This window comes from uncultured Friedmanniella sp., assembly GCF_964244005.1.
Taxonomy (GTDB): Bacteria; Actinomycetota; Actinomycetes; order Propionibacteriales; family Propionibacteriaceae; genus Microlunatus.
Genome location: NZ_CAXTHG010000033.1, coordinates 1 through 20,747 on the forward strand (window position 1 = coordinate 1; position 20,747 = coordinate 20,747).

Genomic DNA, 20,747 nt, shown 5'->3' on the forward strand with positions numbered 1-20,747 from the left:
GTGATCAAGGTCGGCGCGGCCACCGAGGTCGAGCTCAAGGAGCGCAAGCACCGCATCGAGGACGCCGTTCGCAACGCGAAGGCGGCCGTCGAAGAGGGCGTCGTCGCTGGTGGCGGCGTCGCGCTCGTCCAGGCTGCGGCCATCGTCTTCGAGACCCTGCACCTCGAGGGTGACGAGGCCGTCGGCGCGCAGATCGTCAAGGTCGCCGTCGAGGCGCCCCTGCGTCAGATCGCCATCAACGCCGGCCTCGAAGGTGGCGTCGTGGTCGAGAAGGTCAAAGGTCTGCCCGTCGGCCACGGCCTGAACGCCGCGACCGGTGTCTATGAGGACCTGCTCGCCGCTGGCGTGCCGGACCCGACGAAGGTGACCCGCTCTGCGCTGCAGAACGCGGCCTCCATCGCGGCGCTGTTCCTCACCACCGAGGCCGTCATCGCCGACAAGCCGGAGAAGGCTGCTCCGGCCGGCGGCGGCGACCCGTCCGGTGGCATGGGCGGTATGGACTTCTAGTCCGCTCAGATGGGCTGACTTCTGAGTCCAGGCACCTAGCACCAACAAGGAGAGGCGGTCCCCGACAGGGGGCCGCCTCTTCAGCGTCTCCAGAACCCGACTTGTCAGCGGCAGTGGCTGCTCCGGCGACCACTGCCGCTGACAAGTCGGAAGAGGGAGAGGCGTGGGCGCTAGGGTTCCTCAGGTGAGCACACTGCGGGTCGTGGACGGGCACAACGACCTGCCGTGGGCGATGCGCAAGGTGGGCTACGACTTCGCGGCCGTCGACATCGCGACCTCCCAGCCGCAGCTGCACACCGACCTGCCGCGACTGCGGCTGGGCGGCGTGGGCGCCCAGTTCTGGTCGGTGTTCGTCCCCTGCAGCCTGGTCGGTGAGTCCGCCGTGACGGCGACGCTCGAGCAGATCGACGCCGTCTACGACATGATCCAGCGCTACGTCAGCGACCTCGTGCTGGTCACCAGCGCCGACGGGCTCGAGCGGACCCTCGCCGACCCGTTCCTGATCGGCAGCCTGTTGGGCGCCGAGGGCGGGCACTCGATCAACAACTCTCTCGGCACCCTACGGACGCTCTACCGGCTCGGCGTCCGCTACCTGACGCTGACCCACAACGAGAACACCGACTGGGCCGACTCCGCGACCGACGCCCCGGCGCACGGCGGGCTGACCGCGTTCGGCCGCGAGGTGGTGGCCGAGATGAACCGGATGGGGATGCTCGTCGACCTCTCCCACGTCGCCCCGACCACGATGCACGACGCCCTGGCCACGACCGAGGCGCCGGTGATCTTCAGCCACTCCTCGGCCCGTGCCGTCTGCGACCACCCCCGCAACGTGCCCGACGACGTGCTCACCGAGCTGGCCACCAACGGCGGCGTCTGCATGGCGACCTTCGTGCCGCACTTCATCAGCCCCACCGTCCGCGCCTGGGCCGTGCAGGCCCAGGAAGCGGCCGAGGCAGCGGGCGTCGACAGCCGCGACCTGACCGCGATGGACGCGTTCTGGGCGACCTACCCCGAGCCGCAGCCGCCCGCCTCCGTCGACGACGTCGTCGCCCACCTCGGGCACCTGCGCGAGGTGGCCGGGATCGAGCACGTCGGCCTCGGCGGCGACTACGACGGGGTCACCTCCGTCCCGGTCGGCCTGGAGGACGTCTCCACCTATCCCGTGCTGCTCGACGCGCTACGGGCCAAGGCGTGGTCGGAGGCCGACCTGTTGGCGCTCACCTCGGCCAACATCACCCGGGTGTTCCGCGACGCCGAAGAGGTGTCGTTCCGGCTACGCGACGCCCGGCCTCCCTCGATCGCCACCATCGCCTCGCTCGACGGCCTTCGACAAGCTCAGGGAACGGGACACACTCAGGACACGACGCCCTCGTGAGTGGTCTGCTCGAGGTCATCGTCCGGCACGGCCCGGACGCGGAACGGGCCGAGGCCGGTGGGGCGGACCGGCTGGAGCTGGTCGGCAGCATGGATCATGGCGGCCTGTCACCCGAACCGGCCCTGGTGCGGGACGTACGCCGGGCCACCAGCCTGCCCATCCGGGTGATGCTGCGGCTGCGCGAGGGCTTTGGTACCGACGGGGGCGAGCTGGTCCGGCTGCAGGGTCTCGCCGCCGCGTACGAGGGGGAGGGTGCCGACGGACTGGTCCTCGGCTTCCTCAACGCCCACACCGAGGTCGACGTCGGCGTGGTCGAGGCCATCGTCGCCGACCGGGAGACGGGCTGGACCTTCCACCGGGCCGTCGACTCCTGCATCTCGACCGACCGGGCCTGGCGCGAGCTGCGACGGCTGCCGGGCCTGGACGCGGTGCTGACGGCGGGCTCAGCGCGCGGCGTCGCCGAGGGTCTGGACGAGCTGGTGCAGCGTGCCCGCGCCGACGACTTCGCCCGCCGGGTGACCATGGCCGGCGGCGGCCTCCAGCCCGAGCACGTCCCCTGGCTGGTCCGCGCCGGCGTCCGCGCCTTCCACATCGGTTCCTCGGCCCGGCCGCTCGGGGAGTACAAGGCCTACGTCGACCCCGAGCTGGTCCGCACCTGGCGGACGCTGCTCGACGAGCAGGTCAGCGCCCACCCCACCCCGTCCGCCCCGTGATCCTGGTCGACGCCCCGACCTGGCCCGGTCACGGCCGGTTCTGGTCGCACCTGGTCAGCGACACCTCCTACGACGAGCTGCACGCCTTCGCCGCAAGCGTCGGACTGCCGCCGCGGGCCTTCGAGCGCGACCACTACGACGTGCTGGACGAACGACTCGAGGCGGTCCTCGCCGCGGGAGCGACCCTGGTCACCTCGCGTGAGATCGTCGCCCGGCTGACCGCCGCAGGACTGCGGCGGCGCAAGGTCTCGCGGCTGGCCGGCTGACGTGTTCGCCTGCAGATGAGTCTCTCGTCGTACGCGGCTGTGAGGGGCAGGATGGGCAAGGACTGAGAGAGGAGCTCCGCCATGGCCAGGTGCGCCGATCTGGACAGCCAACCGCTGACCCCCGTCCCCGCGGGCTTTCGCTACGAGTGCGAGGACTGCGTCGCGGTCGGCGGCCGCTGGGTCCACCTGCGCCGCTGCCTGACGTGTGAGCACGTCAGCTGCTGTGACTCCTCGCCCGCCCGGCACGCCACCGCGCACGCGAAGGCCACCGGCCACCCCGTGATCACCTCGGCCGAGCCCGGGGAGACCTGGCGCTGGTGCTACGTCGACGAGGTCGGTGCGTGAGCCCAACCCACGTCGAGCCGGCGGACGCGAGCAGCCGGGAGCGCGTCGCCCGGCCCATCCTGCTGACCGTCGACGACGACCCGACCGTCTCCCGCGCGGTGGCCCGCGACCTCCGCCGGCAGTACGGCGAGCGGATGCGGATCATGCGCGCCGACTCCGGTCCCGAGGCGTTGGAGCTGATCCGTGAGGTCGTGCTGCGCGGTGAGCAGGTGGCGGTGATCCTCGCCGACTACCGGATGCCGGGGATGAACGGCGTCGAGTTCCTCGAGCAGGCGATGGACCTGGTGCCGCAGGCCCGGCGCGCGCTGCTGACCGCGTACGCCGACACGAACGCCGCCATCGCGGCGATCAACGTCGTCGACGTCGACCACTACCTGCTCAAGCCCTGGGAGCCGCCGGAGGAAAAGCTCTACCCGGTCGTCGACGACCTGATCGCCGCGTGGCAGCGCGAGGGCAAGCCGGCCGAACGCAAGATCAAGATCCTCGGCCACCCCTGGTCGCCGGCCTCGTACGAGGTCCGCGACTTCCTGGCCCGCAACCTCGTGCCGTACCGCTGGTACCACGTGGAGGAGGCCGACGGGCGGCGGCTGCTGGCGGCGGCCGGGGCCGACGCTGACCAGGCGCCGGTCGTGATCACCGCCGGCGGCGCCGCGCTGGTGCAGCCGAGCCTGCTGGAGCTGGCCAACGCGGTCGGGCTGAGCACGCTGCCCCAGGCCGAGCTCTACGACGTGGTGATCGTCGGCGGCGGCCCGGCCGGGCTCGGCGCCGCGGTGTACGCGGCCTCGGAAGGCCTCAAGTCGGTCGTCGTCGAGCGCGCGGCCGCGGGCGGTCAGGCCGGCCAGAGCTCGCGGATCGAGAACTACCTCGGCTTTCCCGACGGGGTCGCGGGCGGTCAGCTGACTGACCGGGCCCGGCGGCAGGCCCTGCGCTTCGGCGCCGAGCTGCTGACCGCCCGTACGGTCACCGGGCTGGAGGTCGCGGGCCCGGTCCGGCGGGTGGTCTTCGACGACGGCACCTCGGTGCTGGCGCACACGGTCGTGCTGGCCACCGGGGTCAGCTATCGCCAGCTCGAGGCCGACGGCGCCGACGACCTCGTGGGCCGCGGCGTCTACTACGGCTCGGCCTCCACCCAGGCCGAGGCGTGTGTCGGCCAGCGCGTGATCATCGTCGGCGGCGCGAACTCCGCCGGCCAGGCGGCCGTCTTCTTCGCCCGGCACGGGGCGTTGGTGACCATCGCCGTCCGCGGGGAGTCGCTCGAGCGGTCGATGTCGAGCTACCTGATCGACCAGATCGCCGCGATCGACACCATCGAGGTCCGCACCCGGACGACCGTGGCCAGCTGTGCGGGCACGGACCGGCTGCAGTGCGTCACCCTGAACCACGCCGACGGGACCCAGCAGGTCCTCGACGCCGGGCACCTGTTCGTCTTCATCGGCGCGGCCCCGCTGACCGACTGGCTGCCCGAGACCGTCGTCCGCGACGCGGCGGGGTACGTGGTGACCGGTCTGGAGCTGCTCACCGGCGACGCCCCGCCGCCGAGCTGGGACCTCGAACGCGACCCCTACCTGCTGGAGTCGAGCGTCCCCGGGGTGTTCGTGGCCGGTGACGTCCGGGCCCAGTCCGTCAAGCGGGTCGCCTCCGCGGTCGGGGAGGGCGCGCTCGCCGTCACCCTGGTGCATCGCTACCTGGCCGAGCAGTAGGAGCAGAGATGACCACTGGCGATCCGTTCCTTGAGGCTGCGGAAGGGCTCCAGCCCGGCACCGGCCGGCTGACCCCGGACGAGCTGGCGACGCTGTTCCTGTTCGAGTCTCTCGACGCCGCTCAGCTGGACTGGTTGAGCGTCCGCGGGACCACCGAGAGCCGCCCTACCGGCCAGGCGGTGTACCGCGAGGGTGAGGAGGCGACCTGCTTCTTCGTGCTGCTGTCGGGCACCCTGACGATGCGGCGCCAGGTCGAGGGGACCGACGTCGAGATCAGCCGGACCGGCCAGCGCGGCGTCTACTGCGGCGCCACCCAGGCCTTCATGCCGACCGAGGAGCGGCCGCGCTACCTCAACTCGGCGTTCGCCGTCACCGACTGCACCTTCTGGGTGATCGACGCCGACGAGTACGGGGCTGAGATCCGCACCTGGTTCCCGATGGCGATGCACATGCTCGAGGGGCTGACGATCGGGATGCGCTCCAGCCAGCTGATCGTCGGACAGCGCGAACGGCTGCTCTCCCTCGGCCGTCTCTCGGCCGGGCTGACCCACGAGCTCAACAACCCGGCGGCCGCGGCGGTCCGGGCGACCGCGGCGCTGCGGGAGCGGGTCAGCCGGATGCGCCGCAAGCTCGCCCACCTGGCCAGCGGCAAGGTCGATCCCGAGGCACTGATCGCGCTCACCGAGCTGCAGGAGTCGGCGGTGGAGCAGATGGTCAAGGCCGAGAAGCTCTCGCCGATGGCGGTGAACGACGCCGAGGACGCGCTCAGCGACTGGCTCGACGACCACCACGTGGCCGGCGGCTGGGACCTCGCGCCGACCCTGGTCGCGGCCGGGGTGAGCACCGACCTGCTGGACGAGATCGCCGAGACGGTGCCCGCCGAGCTGCTCCCCGACGGGATCCACTGGGTCGCGTACGCCCTGGACACCGAGCAGCTGATGGCCGAGATCGAGGACTCGACCACCCGTATCTCGACCCTGGTCGGGGCGGCCAAGCAGTACTCCCAGATGGACCGGGCGAACGCGCAGGACATCGACGTCACCGACGGGCTCATCTCGACGCTGGTGATGCTCGGGCACAAGATCAAGGAGGCCGGACTGACCGTGGTCAAGGAGCTCGACCCCGACCTGCCGCTGATCCCCGCCCACCCGGCCGAGCTCAACCAGGTGTGGACCAACCTGATCGACAACGCCGTCCAGGCCATGCCGGACGGCGGCACGCTGACGGTGCGGACGGGTCAAGAGCAGGACTGCGTGCTGGTCGAGATCGGCGACACCGGCGCCGGGGTCCCGGAACACCTGCAGGCCAGGATCTTCGAGCCGTTCTTCACCACCAAGGCGGTCGGTGAGGGCACCGGTCTGGGGCTCGACATCTCCTACCGGGTCGTGGCGCAACGGCACGGCGGTGACCTCCGGCTGGTGTCGGTGCCGGGGAACACCCGCTTCCAGGTGCGGCTGCCGCTGGTCGAGCCGGATGGGTCCACGGCACCCGAGATCTCAAGCCGTTAGCCTGGAATGATGGGAGCTCCTTCATCGCCTTCCCCCGGGGTGTCCGTGGGGGACGTCACCCTCGACCAGCGCCTCTGCCTGGCCCTGTACACCGCCTCGCGCGCCATGACGGCGCGCTACCGCCCGAGCCTGGCCGATCTCGGGCTGACCTATCCGCAGTACCTGGTGATGGTGCTGCTGTGGGAGCAGGGCGCCAGCTCGGTCACCGCCATCGGTCAGGGGCTGACCCTCGACTCGAGCACGCTCTCACCGCTGCTGAAGCGGCTGCAGGCGATGGGTCTGGTCACCCGGACCCGGGCGGCGACCGACGAGCGACTGATGATCATCGGGCTGACCGAGCAGGGTGCGGCGATGCAGACGGAGGCGGCCCACGTCGCCGTGGACCTGTGCGAAGCGACCGGGCTGCCGCTGGTCAACCAGCTCGAGCTGGTGCAGACGCTGCACGAGCTGACGAGCGAGCTGGACGCCTCCACCCGGGCCGCCCTCGCCCGACAGGCCTGAGTCGGGCCGATCAAGTCGCGCGCTACTGTCCTGCCGACGGCACCCATGACGACGAAGGAGAACCCATGGCCACGTTCGCGGTCGGGCTGGAGAACGGTACCCCCATCGAGCTGCACTACACCGACCAGGGCGACGGGACTCCCGTCGTCCTCATTCACGGCTGGCCGCTGAGCGGCCGCTCGTGGGAGTCCCAGGTCGGTGCCCTGGTCGCCGCCGGCTATCGGGTGATCACCTACGACCGGCGCGGGTTCGGTCAGTCGAGCCAGCCGTGGGAGGGCTACGACTACGACACCTTTACCGCCGACCTGGCCGGACTGCTGACCCACCTGGACGTCCGGGGCGCCACTCTGGTCGGCTTCTCGATGGGTGGCGGTGAGGTCGTGCGCTACCTGTCGACGTACGGCACCGAACGCGTCGACAAGGCGGTCCTCGCGGCGGCGGTCCCGCCGTACCTGTACAAGTCCGACGACAACCCCGACGGCGGTCTGGACGACGCCACCATCGCCGGTTTCCAGGCCGGGGTGACCGGTGACCGGGCCGCGTTCCTCGAGGAGTTCACGGTCGGCTTCTTCAGCGCCGGTCGCAAGCTGAAGGTGAGCGAAGCGGCTCGCCAGTACGCCGTCAGCCTCGCCGCGGTCGCCTCCCCGAAGGCGACGCTGGACTGCATCGCCGCGTTCGGGCGGACCGACTTCCGCGCCGACGTGGCCGCGGTCACCGTACCGACCCTGGTCATCCACGGCGACTCCGACGGCATCGTCCCGCTCGAGGTGAGCGGCCAGCGCTCCGCCGCGGCGATCCCCGGCGCCGAGCTGGTGGTGATCAAGGGCGGCCCGCACGGGCTGAACGTCAGCCACGCCGAGGAGTTCAACGCCGCCCTCCTCGCCTTCCTCGCCCGCTGAGGCTGCCGACTTGTCAGCGTCAGTGGTCGCCATGGCCGCCACCGACGCTGACAAGTCCGGTTTCAGGGCTCAGGCGCCGAAGGCACGGCGAGCTCGGACGGCAGGTCGGTCGTGTGCACGACCACCAGCGAGGTGACGGCGCGGGTCAGGCAGACGTAGAGCCGCCGTAGTCCGGTGAGGTGGTCGGGCTCGGCCGCGACGATCGCCGCCGGCTCGAGCAGCACGACGTGGTCGAACTCCAGCCCTTTGGCCAGGGTGGCCGGGACGAGGTCGACCCGATGGCCAAAGGTCTGCTCGGTCTCCCCGAGCAGGTCGAACGGCACCTCGGCGTCGGTCAGCGTGCTGCGTAGCCGGCCGGCAGCGCCGTCGGCCACGATCACCCCGACCGTGCCCTCGGCGGTCAGGGCCTGCCGGACGGCCCGCACCACGGCGGTGTCCGGGTCGGTGGTCGGTCGCAGGTCGAGCTCGCCACGGTGCCGCCGGACCGAGTGCGGTGGGGTCAGCGAGGGGGCGATCCGGGGCAGCAGCCGGGCCGCGTAGTCGATCACGGCGCCGGGGACCCGGAAGCCGGCGACGAGCTCCTCCACCACGGCGTCGGGCTGACCGAGATGGCCGAGCGACTCCGCCCAGGACCGGGTCGCCCACGGCGTGGTGGCCTGGGCGAGGTCGCCGAGCACGGTGACCGACCCGGTCGACGCGCGCCGGCCGACCGCCCGCAGCATCATCGGCGACAGGTCCTGGGCCTCGTCCAGCACGACGTGCCCGACGCTCGGGGTGCGGTGCAACAGGTCGGCGACCTCGTCCATCAACACCACGTCGGCCAGCGTCCAGCGCGCGGTGCCCACCGACCGTGCCGGTGAGGGCATCAAGATCAACTTCTGCTCAGAATCGTCCAGGATCCCTGTGCTGCTGGCCTTCAGGAAGTCTGGGTCGGTCAACAGCTTCAAGATCAACTTCGCCGCGTCGACGGTCGGCCACAGCTGTTCGGCGTACGCCTTGACCGGCCGGCTGCGGGCCACGGCGTTCTGCACCCGGTCGTCGGGGGAGTCCCCGGAGGCCTCCATCCGCAGCAGCACCTGGTGCGCCAGCCGCTGCGGGAGCATCGCCCGACCCGCCTCGTACCGGACGCCCCGGTCACGCAGCTCGGCCACCATCTCCCCGGCCAGGTACGCCCCCACCCGCCACTGGTAGGCGCCGCGGGGCACGACCAGGGGTTCACGGGCGGACCCGAGGTGGCTCCAGACCGCGCGCCGTAGCACCTCCGCCATCCGCGCGTCGCCCTTGGTCACCGCGGCGGCGGCCGGCTCGAGCCCCCGGACCGCGACCCCGGTGGCCTTGGCGACCAGCGAGGCGACGGTCGCCTGGGTCGCGTCGATCTCGCCGAGGGCGGGCAGCACGTCGGCGATGTAGGAGAGAAAGCTGTCGTTGGGCCCGATCACCAGCACACCCGAGCGGGCGAGCTGCTCGCGGTAGGCGTAGAGCAGGTACGCCGCCCGGTGCAGCCCGACCGCGGTCTTGCCCGTCCCCGGGGCGCCCTGGACGCACAGCGACTGGCTGAGTGAGGCCCGGACGATGCTGTCCTGCTCGGGCTGGATGGTGGCGACGATGTCGCGCATCGGCCCGGTCCGCGGGCGTTCGATCTCGGACTCGAGGATCTGCGACGGTTCGTGCCCAGGTGCAGGGGCCTGCTCGTCGGCCGGGACGGCCGGCCGCACCAGCTCTTCGTCCTCGAACGCCGTCAGCCGACCGCTCGAGAAGCCGAAGCGCCGCCGGTGCCTCACACCCATCGGCTCGCCCACCCGCGCCTGGTAGAAGGGCAGCGACATGCCGGCCCGCCAGTCGATCACCATCGGCTCACCGCCCGCCTCACCCGTCACGTGCCGGCGCCCGATGTAGAGCGTCTCGTCCCGCTCGGCCCCCAGGGCGGGGTCGTAGTCGAGGCGGCCGAAGAAGAGCGGGACGCTCAGGTCGTCCTCCAGCGCCTTCATCCGTCGGTACAGGACCTGCTTGAGGTGCTCGGTCGAGACCTGGTTGCCGCCCTCGGCGGACAGGCTCGCGGTGTGCTCCCGCATCTGCCGCAGCGCGGCCCGGGAGGAGGTGAGGTGGTCTTGTTCGGCGGCGAGGATGGCGGCGGCTTCGGGCATGCAGGCATCTCCGATGCGAATCGGCCGGGGTGAGGGAGCGAGGCGCCAACTTACCCCGCCGCAGCGCGCCGAACGAGCACATTCCGGCCCCCCGGGACCACGACGCCCGGGACGGTTCCTAGATTGGGTCTGTGACTGCTGACAACCCGACACCGACCGGAGAGAGCCCCCGCACCTTCGCCCCGGTGGAGAACCCGGCGCAACGGCCGCGGCGCACACGCCAGACCGTACGGGTGCTGCTGACCGACGACGACGAGCGGACCCTGCTGTTCGAGGACAGCGATCCCGGCCTGGAGGGCGCGCACTGGTGGGTGACGCCCGGAGGCGGCATCGACCCCGGCGAGAGCGAGGTCGAGGCGGCGATCCGGGAGGTCGGGGAAGAGACGGGGATCCGGCTGACGGCAGAGGACCTGGTGGGTCCGATCGCCCGCCGGCACGTCATCCACGGCTATTCCGACCAGGTCACCGAGCAGGACGAGTCGTTCTACCTCGCCCGGGTGGGACAGGTCGTCGTCGACGTCTCGGCCCACACCGAGGAGGAAAAGCTGACGTTCCTCCAGTTCCGTTGGTGGTCGACCGAGGAGCTGCGCAACACCGACGACTGGGTCTGGCCGCACGAGCTCGTCGAGCTGCTGCACCTGGTGGACGAGCCGGACCGCTGGCCGGTCGAGCTCGGCGTCCAGGAGGAGTCGACCGTCCTCGACGTCGTCAGCTGAGGCCGCCGGAGCCGGGTGGGCTGCCCGAGCCGTACTCGGCCGGGGACGCGCGCGGCCGACGGGCGTCGTTCGCACTCTTCCTCGCCGGCGTGGCTGTGTTCGCGCTGCTCTACAGCACCCAGCCGCTGCTGCCCGAGCTGAGCCGGCGCTACGCCGTCAGCCCGGCCTCGGCCAGTCTGTCGGTGAGCGTCACCACGCTGACCCTGGCGGTCGGCCTGCTCGTGGCCGGGCCGCTGTCGGAGCGCTACGGGCGGACGCGGCTGGTGAAGGTCAGCCTGATCGCCGCCACCGTGCTCGGACTGCTCTGCGCACTGGCTCCGAGCTGGCCGTTGCTGCTGACGGGCCGGGCGTTGCAGGGACTGGCGCTTGCGGGCCTGCCCGCGGTGGCGGTGGCCTACCTCGGTGAGGAGCTGCACCCGGCCGCCGCCGGGCAGGCGACCGGCCTGTACGTCGGCGGGAACGCGATCGGCGGGATGGCCGGCCGGCTGCTGTCCGGTGGGCTCGACGACCTCGGCGGCTGGCGGCTGGCCGTCGGCGGGATCGCGGTGCTGGCCGCCGGCTGCACGGTGGCGGTGCTGCGGCTGCTGCCCGCGTCCCGGCGTTTCGTGCCGGCCCAGCCCGGGCTCGGCGTCGTGCTGCGGAGCAGCGGGCGGGTGCTGGGCGACCCGGTACTGGTCGGGCTCTACCTGCTGGCCGCGCTGCTGATGGGCGCGTTCGTCTCGGTCTTCAACGCGCTCGGCTTTCGGCTGCAGGGGCCGCCGTACGGGCTGAGCGCCGCCGCGGCCGGGCTGGTCTTCCTGGTCTACGCGCTCGGGTCGGTCGCCTCCACCGCCGCCGGCCGGCTGGCCGACCGGCACGGACGCCGGGTGGTCGTCCCGGTCTGCGCCGTCGTGATGCTGGCCGGGCTGCTCGGGACCGCCGCTTCGCCGCTCGTCGTCGTGGTCGCCGCGCTCGCGGTGATGACGGTCGGCTTCTTCGGTGCGCACGGCGTCGCCAGCGGCTGGGTCGGGGCCCGCGCGCGGCTCGGCGGCCGGGCCACCGCGTCGGCCGCGTCGATGTACCTGTTCGCCTACTACGTCGGGTCGTCGGTCGCCGGGACCGCGGCCGGCCGGGCCTGGAGCAGCGGCGGCTGGACCGGCGTGCTCGAGCTGACCGGCGTCCTGGTCGTCGCCGGCTGCGCCGTCACCGTCCTGCTCGCCCGCAGCACCAGCCTGCTGCAGCCCGGCAACCCACCGGTCCCCGGCTGAGGAACGACCACCCGCCGCTGGGGTTGGCGACCGTCGTCAGCTCCTCGACCGATCCGATCGTGTCGTCGATCTTCGTCCCGGCCGACAACGACGACATCCACGCGCTGGACGTCTCTCAAGCGCTCGGCGGTGAAGCGGAAGCCGTCACCATCGACATCTTCTCGCCGGGCTGGAAAGCCTCAGTGCCTTGGTCAGGCGCCGAGCTCGCTGAGGACTTCGGGCAGCACGGGCACCAGCTCCCGGGCCAGGAACCCGAGCGTGCCGACCCGGGCGGCGAGGCGGTCGCCGGCGGCGGCGTGCACGTGGGTGCCCCAGCAGGCGGCCTGCTCGGCGTGGCCGGTCCGGCCCAGCAGGCCGGTGATCGCGCCGACCTGGACGTCGCCGCTGCCCGAGGTCGCCAGGCCGCCGTTGCCGGCGCCGATCCGCCAGACCTCGCCGTCGGCGTTGGCCACCACACCTGAGCAGGAGACGACGGCCGCGTAGCGGGTGGCGATCTCGACCACGTCGGACACCAGCTCGTCACCGTGCTCGGCGAGGTCGCGGTCGAGCAGTCGGCCGGCCTCGGAGGAGTTGGGGGTGAGCACGAGCCGGCCGCGGACCGGGGCGAGCACCTCCTCCTCGAGCCCGGGCAGCACGCCGAGCGCGTACGCGTCGAGCACCAGCCAGGTCTCCCCCCCGAGCTCGGGAACGAGGTGCCGTAGCAGCAGAGCGGTCTCGTCCGGGTCGTCGAGCCCGACGCCCACGGTGACCACGTCCGCCGAGCCGAGGTCGTCCGCGATCTGGCGCACGTCACCGCCGAGCACGCTGCCGCGCTCGTTCTGCGGCAGGCCGATCACGCCGGCCTCCGGGGTCGCGACGGCCATCGGCACAGCGGCCGAGGCGGCAACGGCCATGGTCAGGTGGCCGGCCCCGACCCGGAGCGCCGCGAGCCCGGCGAGCTGGACGGCGCCTGGCGTGGTCGCGGCCCCGCCGACGATCAGCACCTGCCCGCGCCCGTACTTCGAGTCCGAGACCGCCGGCAGCGGCCACCCCCGGAGCAGGGTGGGCGTGACCTCGTGGGCGGGGGCGGCGTCAGGCCGGGGCATCGGCATCTCCTGGATGTTCGGTCACCGCGGCCTCGGACTGCTCGAGGTGGGTGACGTCGTTGTACCCCCGCAGTACCCAGCCACCGTCGTCATCACGCCCCAACCGGGTGATCGACACGTTCTTGACCGGCGTCGTCGCTCCGATGTCGAGGACCTGCGCCTCGGTCAGGCCCTCGCAGACGTAGCGGAACGTCAGCACCAGGGCGTCGTGACAGAAGAGCACCGCCCGGGTCCCATCGGCCACGGCGTTCAGGTCGATGAGAAAGCTGCGGACGCGCAGTACGACGTCCGCCCACGACTCCCCGCCGGGCGGCCGGTGGTAGAACTTGCCCAGCCACTCACGGCGTTCGGCCTCGAGCGGGAAGCGGTTGACCACGCCCTTCCAGGTCAACAGGTCCAGCACGCCCAGCTCGCGGTCGCGCAGCCGCTCGTCCAGCCGGACGGGCAGCTGCAGCCCGGCGGCGCCCAGTCCCAGCTCAGCGGTCTGCTGGGCACGCACGTAGGTCGAGGACCAGACCAGGGTCGGGACGTCGTCGGCGAGCAGCGGACGGAGGCCTTGGCCCAGCGCCGTCGCCTGCTCGATCCCGGTGGGCGAGAGCTCGACGTCGGCGTCGCGGGCCCCGACCTCGATCACCTCGGCGTCGGCGGCGTACGCCTCGGCGCCCGCCGCGTTGCCCAGGCTCTCGCCGTGCCGGATGACGATCAGGTCGGACACGGCCACAGTGGCACTTCTCTCTTGCGCGGGGACTTGGACGACCATCACCGTAGCGGCCGCCCCCGACAGTCGAGGACGGGTAGCACTTAACCGGTACAGCCCACCGGTCCGCTGGTCAGGGGCGTCGGTAGGTTGGGGCTATGGACTTTCGCTACCTCGGCAACTCCGGTCTCAAGATCTCTGAGATCACCTACGGCAACTGGCTGACCCACGGCTCCCAGCTCGAGAACGACCAGGCGTTGGCCTGCGTCAAGGCCTCCCTGGAGGCCGGCATCACCACGTTCGACACCGCCGACGTCTACGCCAACACCAAGGCCGAGACGGTCCTCGGCGAGGCCCTGAAGGGCGAGCGACGCGAGTCGGTCGAGATCTTCACCAAGGTCTTCGGGCCCACCGGACCCAAGGGCCCCAACGACCTCGGCCTCTCGCGCAAGCACATCACCGAAGCGGTCAACGGCTCGTTGACCCGGCTGCAGACCGACTACATCGACCTCTACCAGGCGCACCGCTACGACTACGAGACCCCGCTCGAAGAGACGATGCAGGCCTTCGCCGACCTCGTCCGCGCGGGCAAGGTGCTCTACGTCGGGGTCAGCGAGTGGACCGCCGACCAGCTGCGCGCCGGCGCCGCCCTCGCGAAGGACCTCGGCTTCCAGCTGATCTCCAACCAGCCGCAGTACTCGATGCTCTGGCGCGTCATCGAGGGCGAGGTCGTCCCTGCCTCGAAGGAGCTCGGCATCTCCCAGGTCGTCTGGTCGCCGATCGCCCAAGGCGTGCTGACCGGCAAGTACGTGCCGGGCCAGGCCCTGCCCGAGGGCTCCCGGGCCACCGACGACAAGGGCGGCGCGACCATGATCGCCCGCTGGATGTCCGACGACGTGCTCGCCCGGGTGCAGCAGCTCAAGCCGATCGCCGACGAGGCCGGCCTGTCGATGGCCCAGCTGGCGATCTCGTGGGTGCTGCAGAACGAGAACGTGGCCACAGCGATCATCGGCGCCTCGCGGCCCGAGCAGGTCTTCGACAACGTGAAGGCGGCGGGCGTCACTCTCGAGCCCGCCCTGCTGAGCCGGATCGACGACGTCCTGGGCGACGCGGTCGTCACCGACCCGGCCAAGACCCTGGAGAGCTCGCCGAAGACCCGCGAAGCCTGAGGCTCCGCCCCCTCAAACCGGCGACTTGTCAGACACCAGTTGTCCTCTAGGTCAACTGGTGTCTGACAACTCGGCATGGGGAGGGGTCAGCCGGCGTCGGCGGCGGCTTGGAGGGCGGCGACGTCGAGCTTGCGCATCTGCAGCATCGCCTGCATGGCCCGGCTGGAGCGGCCGGGGTCCGGGTCGCCCAGCAGGTCGTTCAGCTGGCGAGGGACCACCTGCCAGGAGAGGCCGTAGCGGTCCTTGAGCCAGCCGCACTGGCTTTCCTCGCCGCCGTCGGCGGTGAGTGCGTCCCAGTAGTGGTCGACCTCGGCCTGGTCGGCGCAGTCGATCACGAACGACACGGCCTCGGTGAACTGGAAGTGTGGTCCGCCGTTCAGTGCGGTGAAGCGGACGCCGTCCAGCTCGAACTCGGCGGTGAGGATGCCTCCCGCGGAGGCCTCGGGCGTCCCGTCGGGGGCGGGCGTGGTGCTGAGGACGCGCGAGTTCGGGAACACCGAGACGTAGTACTGGGCGGCCTCCTCGGCCTGGCTGTCGAACCACAGGAACGGCGTGATGGCGGGCATCGGGATCTCCTCGAGTCAGGGGGCCGACGTCGGTTGGCCCTGTCCTGGTACTGACCGGCGGCCGACGCCGTAGTCATCGGCCCGGCTCTTCGAGGCTACGGCGGTGCGCCGCCATCGCCTCGGCGGCGGAGCTCAGGAAGCGCTCGATCAGCGCGAGCTCGTCGGCGTCGTAGCCGGCCATCGCCGCGTCGATGCGCTCACCGAGCGGGCCAAAAAACTCCTGCCCGATCTCCGGCCCGGACGCGTCGTGGTGCAGCCGGATCTGGCGGCGGTCGTGCGCGTCGGGCTCACGCCGGACGTGTCCGGCGCGGACCAGCCGGTCCACGGTGCCGGTGACCGCCCCCGACGTCAGGTTGAGCATCGTCCGCAGCACCCCTGGGGTGGCCGGTTCGCCCTGGCGTTCGGCGTTCAGGATCAGCACGAGCGCCTGCAGGTCGGTGGGGTGCATCGCGTGAGTCTTCGCGAAGATGTCCGTCACCCGGCTTGCCTCCGAGCCGAAGCGACGCAGGTGGTCAGAGATCCGCTCCCGCAGCGACGTCATCTGTTCGTCGTCGGCCACGGCTGCTCCTCCTCTTGCGTTTCCAGGGCGCTCAGCGCTAATCTCTCACTCACTAAGACTATCACTGACTGAGAGAGTGGCGAGATGCAGCGCTTCTGGGCAGGTATAGCAGGCCTGGTGACGGGACGGCGGACCGTCTGGCTGGTGATCGTGCTGGCCCTCGCCGGCAGCGGTGCGGTGATCGGCCTCGGGGGCTCGCTCGTCCTCGACCCCGACAGCACCGCCGGCCTACCGGCCAGTGCGCAGTCGACCACGGTGGCCAAGCTCCAGCAGCAGCTGCCCTCCGGACAGCTCAACCCGGCGCTGGTGGTCTACAGCCGGCCCGGCGGCACGCTGTCCGACGCCGACCTCGCCGACGTCAGCCAGCAGGCTGACGCCCTCGCCCGGATCGCCCTTGGCGGCCGGGTCTCGCCCCCGCAGCTCTCGCCGGACCGGACGGCCGCCCTGGTGGCCGTACCCCTCTCGGGTGAGGTGACCGGTGAGCAGACCGTCGCCAGCGTGAAGGCGATCCGGGCGGCCGTCGGCTCCGGGCTGCCGGCCGGCGTGATCGCCCAGGTCACCGGCGGGGCGGGTTTCAGCGCCGACATCTCCTCGGCCTTCGACGGCGCCAACGTCACGCTGCTGGTCACCACGGCCAGCGTGGTGGCCCTGCTGCTGATCCTGACCTACCGCAGTCCGCTGCTCTGGGTGGTACCGCTCACCGTGGTGGGGCTGGCCGACCAGACGACGACCAAGCTGGTGTCGCTGCTGTCCCGGCACAGCGACGTCCCGTTCGACCCGTCCACCACGGGCATCGTCTCGGTCCTCGTCTTCGGCGCCGGCACGGACTACGCCCTGCTGCTGATCGCCCGCTACCGCGAGGAGCTGCAACGGACGCCGGACCGGCACCAGGCCATGCGCGGCGCCGTCCGCGGGGCCGGGCCGGCCGTCCTCGCCTCAGGCACCACGGTGGTGCTCGCGTTGCTGACGCTGCTCGCCGCGACCTTCGGCGGCACCCGGGCCATCGGCGTGGCCGGGGCGATCGGCATTGCCGTCGCCCTCGCCTTCGGCCTGGTCGTGCTGCCCGCCGCCCTGGTCGTCTGTCCGCGCGGGCTGTTCTGGCCGCTGGTGCCGCGGGTCGAGAACGCGGCGCGCCGGGCCGCTCCCGGTGGCCGCGGCTGGCGCCGGATCGGGGACGCCACCGCCCGGCGTCCCTGGCCGGTCATCGTCGGCTCGGTCCTGGTCCTCGGCGCGTTCAGCCTCGGTATCGCCGGTACCGGCTTCGGGCTGAGCCAGGCCGACACCTTCCGTACGAAAGCCGAGTCGGTGGACGGGCTGAAGACCCTGTCCGCGTCCTTCCCGGCCGGGCTGGTGTCCCCGGTCGTCGTGCTGACCACCCCGGAACGGGCAGACGCGATGGTCACCGCGGTGCAGAACCTGCCGGGCGTGGCCTCGGCCACCCGGGGCGAGGCGGATGCGCAGCTGGCCGAGGTCGACGTCGTGATCACCGCGGCCCCCAACACCGCAGAGAGCGACGCGACGGTCGAGCGGCTGCGGGAGCAGACGGCCACGGTCGACCCCGGAGCTCTCGTCGGCGGCAGTGTCGCCGCCAGTCTCGACGCCCGCGACGCCTCCGTCCGCGACCTGACGGTGATCGTGCCGCTGATCCTGGCGGTGGTCGTGGGGGTGCTGGTCCTGCTGCTGCGCGCGCTGGTCGCTCCGGCGGTGCTGCTGGTCACGGTCGTGCTCAGCTACTTCGCGGCGCTCGGGGCGGGCAGTCTGGCCTTTCGCTTCGTCTTCGACTTTCCGGCGCTGGACGACCAGGTGCCGCTGATCAGCTTCTTGTTCCTGGTGGCCCTCGGCGTCGACTACAACATCTTCCTGGTCTCCCGGGCCCGCGAGGAGGCGGCGGCGCACGGCACCCGGGCGGGGATCGTGGATGCGCTGGCGGTGACCGGCGGTGTGATCACCAGCGCGGGCGTGCTGTTGGCCGCGGTCTTCGCCGTCCTCGGGGTGCTACCGGTGATCGTGCTCACCGAGGTCGGCGTCATCGTCGGGCTCGGCGTGCTGCTCGACACCCTGCTGGTCCGGACGGTGCTGGTGCCGGCGCTGGTACAGGTCCTCGGGGACCGCTTCTGGTGGCCGAGTGCGCTCAGCCGTCGCGGTGTACCTGCGGCGTCCCTGAAAATCGACCCCGAGACGGGCCAAAGTCACCCCCGCGAGGCACCTGCGCCTGTCTAGGGGTCGAAAACCAGGGAGCCGCCAGCCTCACTCAGCCGCGATGGCGTCCGTCGCGTCCATGATCCGGTAGCCGTAGCCCTGCTCGGCGAGGAAGCGCTGCCGGTGGGCGGCGAACTCGGCGTCGACGGTGTCGCGGGAGACGACGGCGTAGAAGCGGGCGGTGATGCCGTCGGCCTTGGGTCTGAGCAGCCGACCCAGACGCTGCGCCTCCTCCTGGCGGGAGCCGAAGGCACCGGAGACCTGGATCGCGACCTGAGCGGTGGGCAGGTCGATGGAGAAGTTCGCCACCTTGCTCACCACCAGCAGGTCGATCTCCCCGGAGCGGAAGGACTCGTACAGCCGCTCCCGTTGCCGCACCGTCGTCTCGCCCTTGATCAACGGCGCATCCAGCCGTTCGGCGAGCTCGTCGAGCTGGTCGACGTACTGACCGATCACCAGCGTGGGCACACCTCGGTGCTTGGCCACCAGGTCGACCACCACGTCGGTCTTGGAGTCGGCGGTGGCGGCCAGCCGGTACTTGACGTCGGACTCGGCCACCGCGTAGGTCATCCGCTCGTGCTCGGTCAGGGTGACTCGCACCTCGATGCAGTCGGCCGGTGCGATGTAACCCTGGGCCTCGATGTCCTTCCACGGCGCGTCGAACCGCTTGGGGCCGATCAGGGAGAAGACGTCGCCCTCGCGGCCGTCCTCCCGGACGAGCGTGGCGGTCAGCCCGAGCCGCCGCCGGGCCTGCAGGTCGGCCGTCATCCGGAAGACCGGCGCGGGCAGCAGGTGCACCTCGTCGTAGATGATCAAGCCCCAGTCGCGGGCGTCGAAGAGCTCCAGGTGCGGGTGCACACCGCCGCGCTTGGTGGTGATCACCTGGTAGGTGGCGATGGTGACCGGCCGGATCTCCTTGCGGGCACCGGAGTACTCGCCGATCTCCTCCGCCGTCAGCGTCGTCCTCTTGATCAGCTCGTCGCGCCACTGTCGGGCCGAGACGGTGTTGGTGACCAAGATCAACGTCGTCGCCTGCGCCTTGGCCATGGCCGCCGCACCCACGATCGTCTTGCCGGCACCACAGGGCAGCACGACCACCCCAGAACCGCCGTGCCAGAAGCCATCGGCCGCCTGACTCTGGTAGGGCCGCAGCTCCCGGCCGTCCTGGACCAGGCCGATCTCGTGCGCCTCGCCGTCGACGTAACCCGCGAGGTCCTCCGCGGGCCAGCCCAGCTTCAGCAGCACCTGCTTGAGGTGACCGCGCTCGGACGGGTGCACGACCACCGTGTCCTCGTCGACCCGGGCCCCGACCAGGCCCTTGACCTTGGCGCTGCGCAGCACCTCGGTCAGCACCGGACGGTCGGTGGTCACCAGCACCAGCCCATGGGTCGGGTGCTTCTCGATCCGCAGCCGGCCGTACCGGTCCATGGTGTCGGCGACGTCCACGAGCAGGGCGTTCGGTACGGGATAGCGGCTGTAGGTCAGCAGGGTGTCGACGACCTGCTCGGCGTCATGGCCGGCTGCGCGGGCGTTCCAGAGGCCGAGCGGGGTCAGCCGGTACGTGTGGATGTGCTCGGGCGCGCGCTCCAGCTCGGCGAACGGGGCGATCGCGATCCGGCACGCCCCGGCGTCGGGGTGGTCGACCTCGAGCAGCAGCGTCCGGTCGGACTGGACGACGAGCGGGCCGCTGCCGACGGCGCCGGGTGCCATCAGTGCTCCCCGGCCGTGGTCGAAGGCTCGGGCGTGCTCGCACCCTGGGCGGACTGGACGCCGTTCGGCTCCGCGCTCGCAGACGACCCGGGGGTGGGGGTGGGGGTGTCGCTCGGGGTCGGCGACGGGCTGGGCGGCTCGGCGGACGCCGACTCCGTCGGGGTCGCGGTCGGCGTCGGTTCCGGGGTGGGTCGCGAGACCATCAGGTTCGGCGAGCTCGCGCTCTCGTTGCCCGCCGCGTCGAGCGCCCGGACCTGGACGACGGTGGTGCTGAGGTCGTCGTTGAACCAGCGGACGGTCGCGTGGGTCTTCCGGGTCGTGGCCACCGTGAAGCCGTTGAGCACCACGCGGTACTGCAGCACCCCGACGTTGTCGGTGGCCGCCGGCCAGCGCACGGTCAACCGGTCCCGGCGTACGGCCCCGGTCGTGATGCCGGTGACCGGCTCGGGCGCCTCGTGGTCGTTGCTGGTCCGCGGGTCGTAGGCGGTGAACCCGGTCGTGGGGCGCCGGGGCGCCGGGCTGCGCCGAGCCGCCGCGTCCTGGTTGTCGACGGGGGGAGCCGAGGTCGTCGCGGGGCTCGCTGTGGCCAGGTCGGGGCCGTCGCTGCTGCGGTTCGTGATGGTGGTCGTCCGGGACGGCTGGCTGGTGGGTTCGTCGTCCGGCAGCGGTACGGCCACCTGGCCCGACCCGCCGGTCACGGCCGGGACGACGTACAGCGCACCCACGCCGACCGCGCAGACGCCGAAGACGAGCAGGCGTCGCAGGGTCACCGGATTCACCAAGTCAGTCTAGTGGCCATCCCGGCCGCTCAGACCTCGAACGTGCAGTGTCGGACGTTCAA

At 71.8% G+C, this 20,747-nt stretch carries 20 protein-coding genes; 13 read left to right on the forward strand and 7 right to left on the reverse strand.

Annotated elements, in window-relative coordinates; translation table 11 throughout:
* From ACFE76_RS17375 to ACFE76_RS17415, 9 genes are all read left to right on the forward strand, one after another.
* The coding region (locus ACFE76_RS17375) for a TCP-1/cpn60 chaperonin family protein (protein WP_375433037.1) at nucleotides 1–507 on the forward strand (507 nt) is incomplete at its 5' end.
* A gap of 184 nt (nucleotides 508–691) precedes the next feature.
* Complete coding sequence (locus ACFE76_RS17380; RefSeq protein ID WP_375433038.1) at nucleotides 692–1,882, forward strand: dipeptidase; 1,191 nt, start codon at nucleotides 692–694, stop codon at nucleotides 1,880–1,882.
* The gene (locus ACFE76_RS17385; protein WP_375433039.1) at nucleotides 1,879–2,595 is read left to right on the forward strand and encodes a copper homeostasis protein CutC; all 717 of its coding nucleotides are present in this window, start codon (nucleotides 1,879–1,881) and stop codon (nucleotides 2,593–2,595) included. The genes ACFE76_RS17380 and ACFE76_RS17385 overlap by 4 nt, the downstream gene beginning before the upstream one ends.
* On the forward strand, nucleotides 2,592–2,861 hold the full coding sequence (locus ACFE76_RS17390) for a DUF4031 domain-containing protein (RefSeq protein ID WP_375433040.1): 270 nt from the start codon (nucleotides 2,592–2,594) through the stop codon (nucleotides 2,859–2,861). The genes ACFE76_RS17385 and ACFE76_RS17390 overlap by 4 nt, the downstream gene beginning before the upstream one ends.
* 81 nt (nucleotides 2,862–2,942) lie before the next feature.
* Nucleotides 2,943–3,206, forward strand: a complete 264-nt coding sequence (locus ACFE76_RS17395) for a UBP-type zinc finger domain-containing protein (RefSeq protein WP_375433041.1) — start codon at nucleotides 2,943–2,945, stop codon at nucleotides 3,204–3,206.
* Complete coding sequence (locus ACFE76_RS17400) at nucleotides 3,203–4,906, forward strand: FAD-dependent oxidoreductase (RefSeq protein ID WP_375433042.1); 1,704 nt, start codon at nucleotides 3,203–3,205, stop codon at nucleotides 4,904–4,906. The genes ACFE76_RS17395 and ACFE76_RS17400 overlap by 4 nt, the downstream gene beginning before the upstream one ends.
* Before the next feature lie 8 nt (nucleotides 4,907–4,914).
* Nucleotides 4,915–6,414 (forward strand): ATP-binding protein, encoded by a 1,500-nt coding sequence (locus ACFE76_RS17405; RefSeq protein WP_375433043.1) that lies wholly within the window; start codon nucleotides 4,915–4,917, stop codon nucleotides 6,412–6,414.
* 9 nt (nucleotides 6,415–6,423) lie between these two features.
* Nucleotides 6,424–6,915, forward strand: coding sequence for a MarR family winged helix-turn-helix transcriptional regulator (locus tag ACFE76_RS17410; RefSeq protein WP_375433044.1), 492 nt, complete (start codon nucleotides 6,424–6,426; stop codon nucleotides 6,913–6,915).
* Between the two features lie 65 nt (nucleotides 6,916–6,980).
* Nucleotides 6,981–7,814, forward strand: coding sequence for an alpha/beta fold hydrolase (locus tag ACFE76_RS17415; protein WP_375433045.1), 834 nt, complete (start codon nucleotides 6,981–6,983; stop codon nucleotides 7,812–7,814).
* Nucleotides 7,815–7,876: 62 nt separating this feature from the next.
* Here the strand turns inward: ACFE76_RS17415 and ACFE76_RS17420 are convergent, their stop codons facing one another.
* Entirely contained in the window at nucleotides 7,877–9,958 is a 2,082-nt protein-coding gene (locus ACFE76_RS17420; protein WP_375433046.1) for a HelD family protein, read from the reverse strand.
* A gap of 131 nt (nucleotides 9,959–10,089) precedes the next feature.
* On the opposite strand from ACFE76_RS17420, the gene ACFE76_RS17425 reads away from it, so the two are divergent.
* Together ACFE76_RS17425 and ACFE76_RS17430 are read left to right on the forward strand one after the other, a co-directional pair.
* On the forward strand, nucleotides 10,090–10,674 hold the full coding sequence (locus ACFE76_RS17425; protein WP_375433047.1) for an NUDIX hydrolase: 585 nt from the start codon (nucleotides 10,090–10,092) through the stop codon (nucleotides 10,672–10,674).
* Nucleotides 10,675–10,694: 20 nt separating this feature from the next.
* Complete coding sequence (locus tag ACFE76_RS17430) at nucleotides 10,695–11,921, forward strand: MFS transporter (RefSeq protein WP_375433077.1); 1,227 nt, start codon at nucleotides 10,695–10,697, stop codon at nucleotides 11,919–11,921.
* A 191-nt stretch (nucleotides 11,922–12,112) separates the two neighbouring features.
* On the opposite strand, the gene ACFE76_RS17435 is transcribed toward ACFE76_RS17430, so the two are convergent.
* Complete coding sequence (locus ACFE76_RS17435) at nucleotides 12,113–13,006, reverse strand: NAD(P)H-hydrate dehydratase (protein ID WP_375433048.1); 894 nt, start codon at nucleotides 13,004–13,006, stop codon at nucleotides 12,113–12,115.
* Nucleotides 12,993–13,727 (reverse strand): histidine phosphatase family protein, encoded by a 735-nt coding sequence (locus tag ACFE76_RS17440; RefSeq protein WP_375433049.1) that lies wholly within the window; start codon nucleotides 13,725–13,727, stop codon nucleotides 12,993–12,995. The genes ACFE76_RS17435 and ACFE76_RS17440 overlap by 14 nt, the downstream gene beginning before the upstream one ends.
* Before the next feature lie 134 nt (nucleotides 13,728–13,861).
* Here ACFE76_RS17440 and ACFE76_RS17445 point away from each other — a divergent pair, with 134 nt between their 5' ends.
* Complete coding sequence (locus tag ACFE76_RS17445; protein ID WP_375433050.1) at nucleotides 13,862–14,872, forward strand: aldo/keto reductase family protein; 1,011 nt, start codon at nucleotides 13,862–13,864, stop codon at nucleotides 14,870–14,872.
* Nucleotides 14,873–14,958: 86 nt separating this feature from the next.
* Here the strand turns inward: ACFE76_RS17445 and ACFE76_RS17450 are convergent, their stop codons facing one another.
* Both ACFE76_RS17450 and ACFE76_RS17455 read right to left on the reverse strand, forming a co-directional pair.
* The gene (locus ACFE76_RS17450; RefSeq protein WP_375433051.1) at nucleotides 14,959–15,438 is read right to left on the reverse strand and encodes a VOC family protein; all 480 of its coding nucleotides are present in this window, start codon (nucleotides 15,436–15,438) and stop codon (nucleotides 14,959–14,961) included.
* Nucleotides 15,439–15,511: 73 nt separating this feature from the next.
* Nucleotides 15,512–15,997: a MarR family winged helix-turn-helix transcriptional regulator gene (locus ACFE76_RS17455; RefSeq protein ID WP_375433052.1), complete on the reverse strand. Its 486-nt coding sequence runs from the start codon at nucleotides 15,995–15,997 to the stop codon at nucleotides 15,512–15,514.
* Nucleotides 15,998–16,114: 117 nt separating this feature from the next.
* Between ACFE76_RS17455 and ACFE76_RS17460 the strand changes: the two genes are divergently transcribed.
* Complete coding sequence (locus tag ACFE76_RS17460; RefSeq protein ID WP_375433053.1) at nucleotides 16,115–18,217, forward strand: MMPL family transporter; 2,103 nt, start codon at nucleotides 16,115–16,117, stop codon at nucleotides 18,215–18,217.
* Between the two features lie 27 nt (nucleotides 18,218–18,244).
* Here the strand turns inward: ACFE76_RS17460 and ACFE76_RS17465 are convergent, their stop codons facing one another.
* Nucleotides 18,245–19,906, reverse strand: a complete 1,662-nt coding sequence (locus tag ACFE76_RS17465; protein ID WP_375433054.1) for a DNA repair helicase XPB — start codon at nucleotides 19,904–19,906, stop codon at nucleotides 18,245–18,247.
* Nucleotides 19,906–20,685 (reverse strand): hypothetical protein, encoded by a 780-nt coding sequence (locus ACFE76_RS17470; protein WP_375433055.1) that lies wholly within the window; start codon nucleotides 20,683–20,685, stop codon nucleotides 19,906–19,908. Before ACFE76_RS17470 ends, ACFE76_RS17465 begins: the two co-directional genes overlap by 1 nt.
* Between the last annotated feature and the right edge of the window lie 62 nt (nucleotides 20,686–20,747).

What these genes read in the sequence shown, in the direction of transcription:
- ACFE76_RS17410 (WP_375433044.1), top strand. Translation starts at nt 6,424, where the DNA reads ATGGGAGCTCCTTCATCGCCTTCCCCCGGGGTGTCCGTGGGGGACGTC.
- ACFE76_RS17445 (WP_375433050.1), top strand. Translation starts at nt 13,862, where the DNA reads ATGGACTTTCGCTACCTCGGCAACTCCGGTCTCAAGATCTCTGAGATC.
- ACFE76_RS17415 (WP_375433045.1), top strand. Translation starts at nt 6,981, where the DNA reads ATGGCCACGTTCGCGGTCGGGCTGGAGAACGGTACCCCCATCGAGCTG.
- ACFE76_RS17395 (WP_375433041.1), top strand. Translation starts at nt 2,943, where the DNA reads ATGGCCAGGTGCGCCGATCTGGACAGCCAACCGCTGACCCCCGTCCCC.
- ACFE76_RS17450 (WP_375433051.1), bottom strand. Translation starts at nt 15,438, where the DNA reads ATGCCCGCCATCACGCCGTTCCTGTGGTTCGACAGCCAGGCCGAGGAG.
- ACFE76_RS17465 (WP_375433054.1), bottom strand. Translation starts at nt 19,906, where the DNA reads ATGGCACCCGGCGCCGTCGGCAGCGGCCCGCTCGTCGTCCAGTCCGAC.
- ACFE76_RS17420 (WP_375433046.1), bottom strand. Translation starts at nt 9,958, where the DNA reads ATGCCCGAAGCCGCCGCCATCCTCGCCGCCGAACAAGACCACCTCACC.
- ACFE76_RS17405 (WP_375433043.1), top strand. Translation starts at nt 4,915, where the DNA reads ATGACCACTGGCGATCCGTTCCTTGAGGCTGCGGAAGGGCTCCAGCCC.
- ACFE76_RS17435 (WP_375433048.1), bottom strand. Translation starts at nt 13,006, where the DNA reads ATGCCCCGGCCTGACGCCGCCCCCGCCCACGAGGTCACGCCCACCCTG.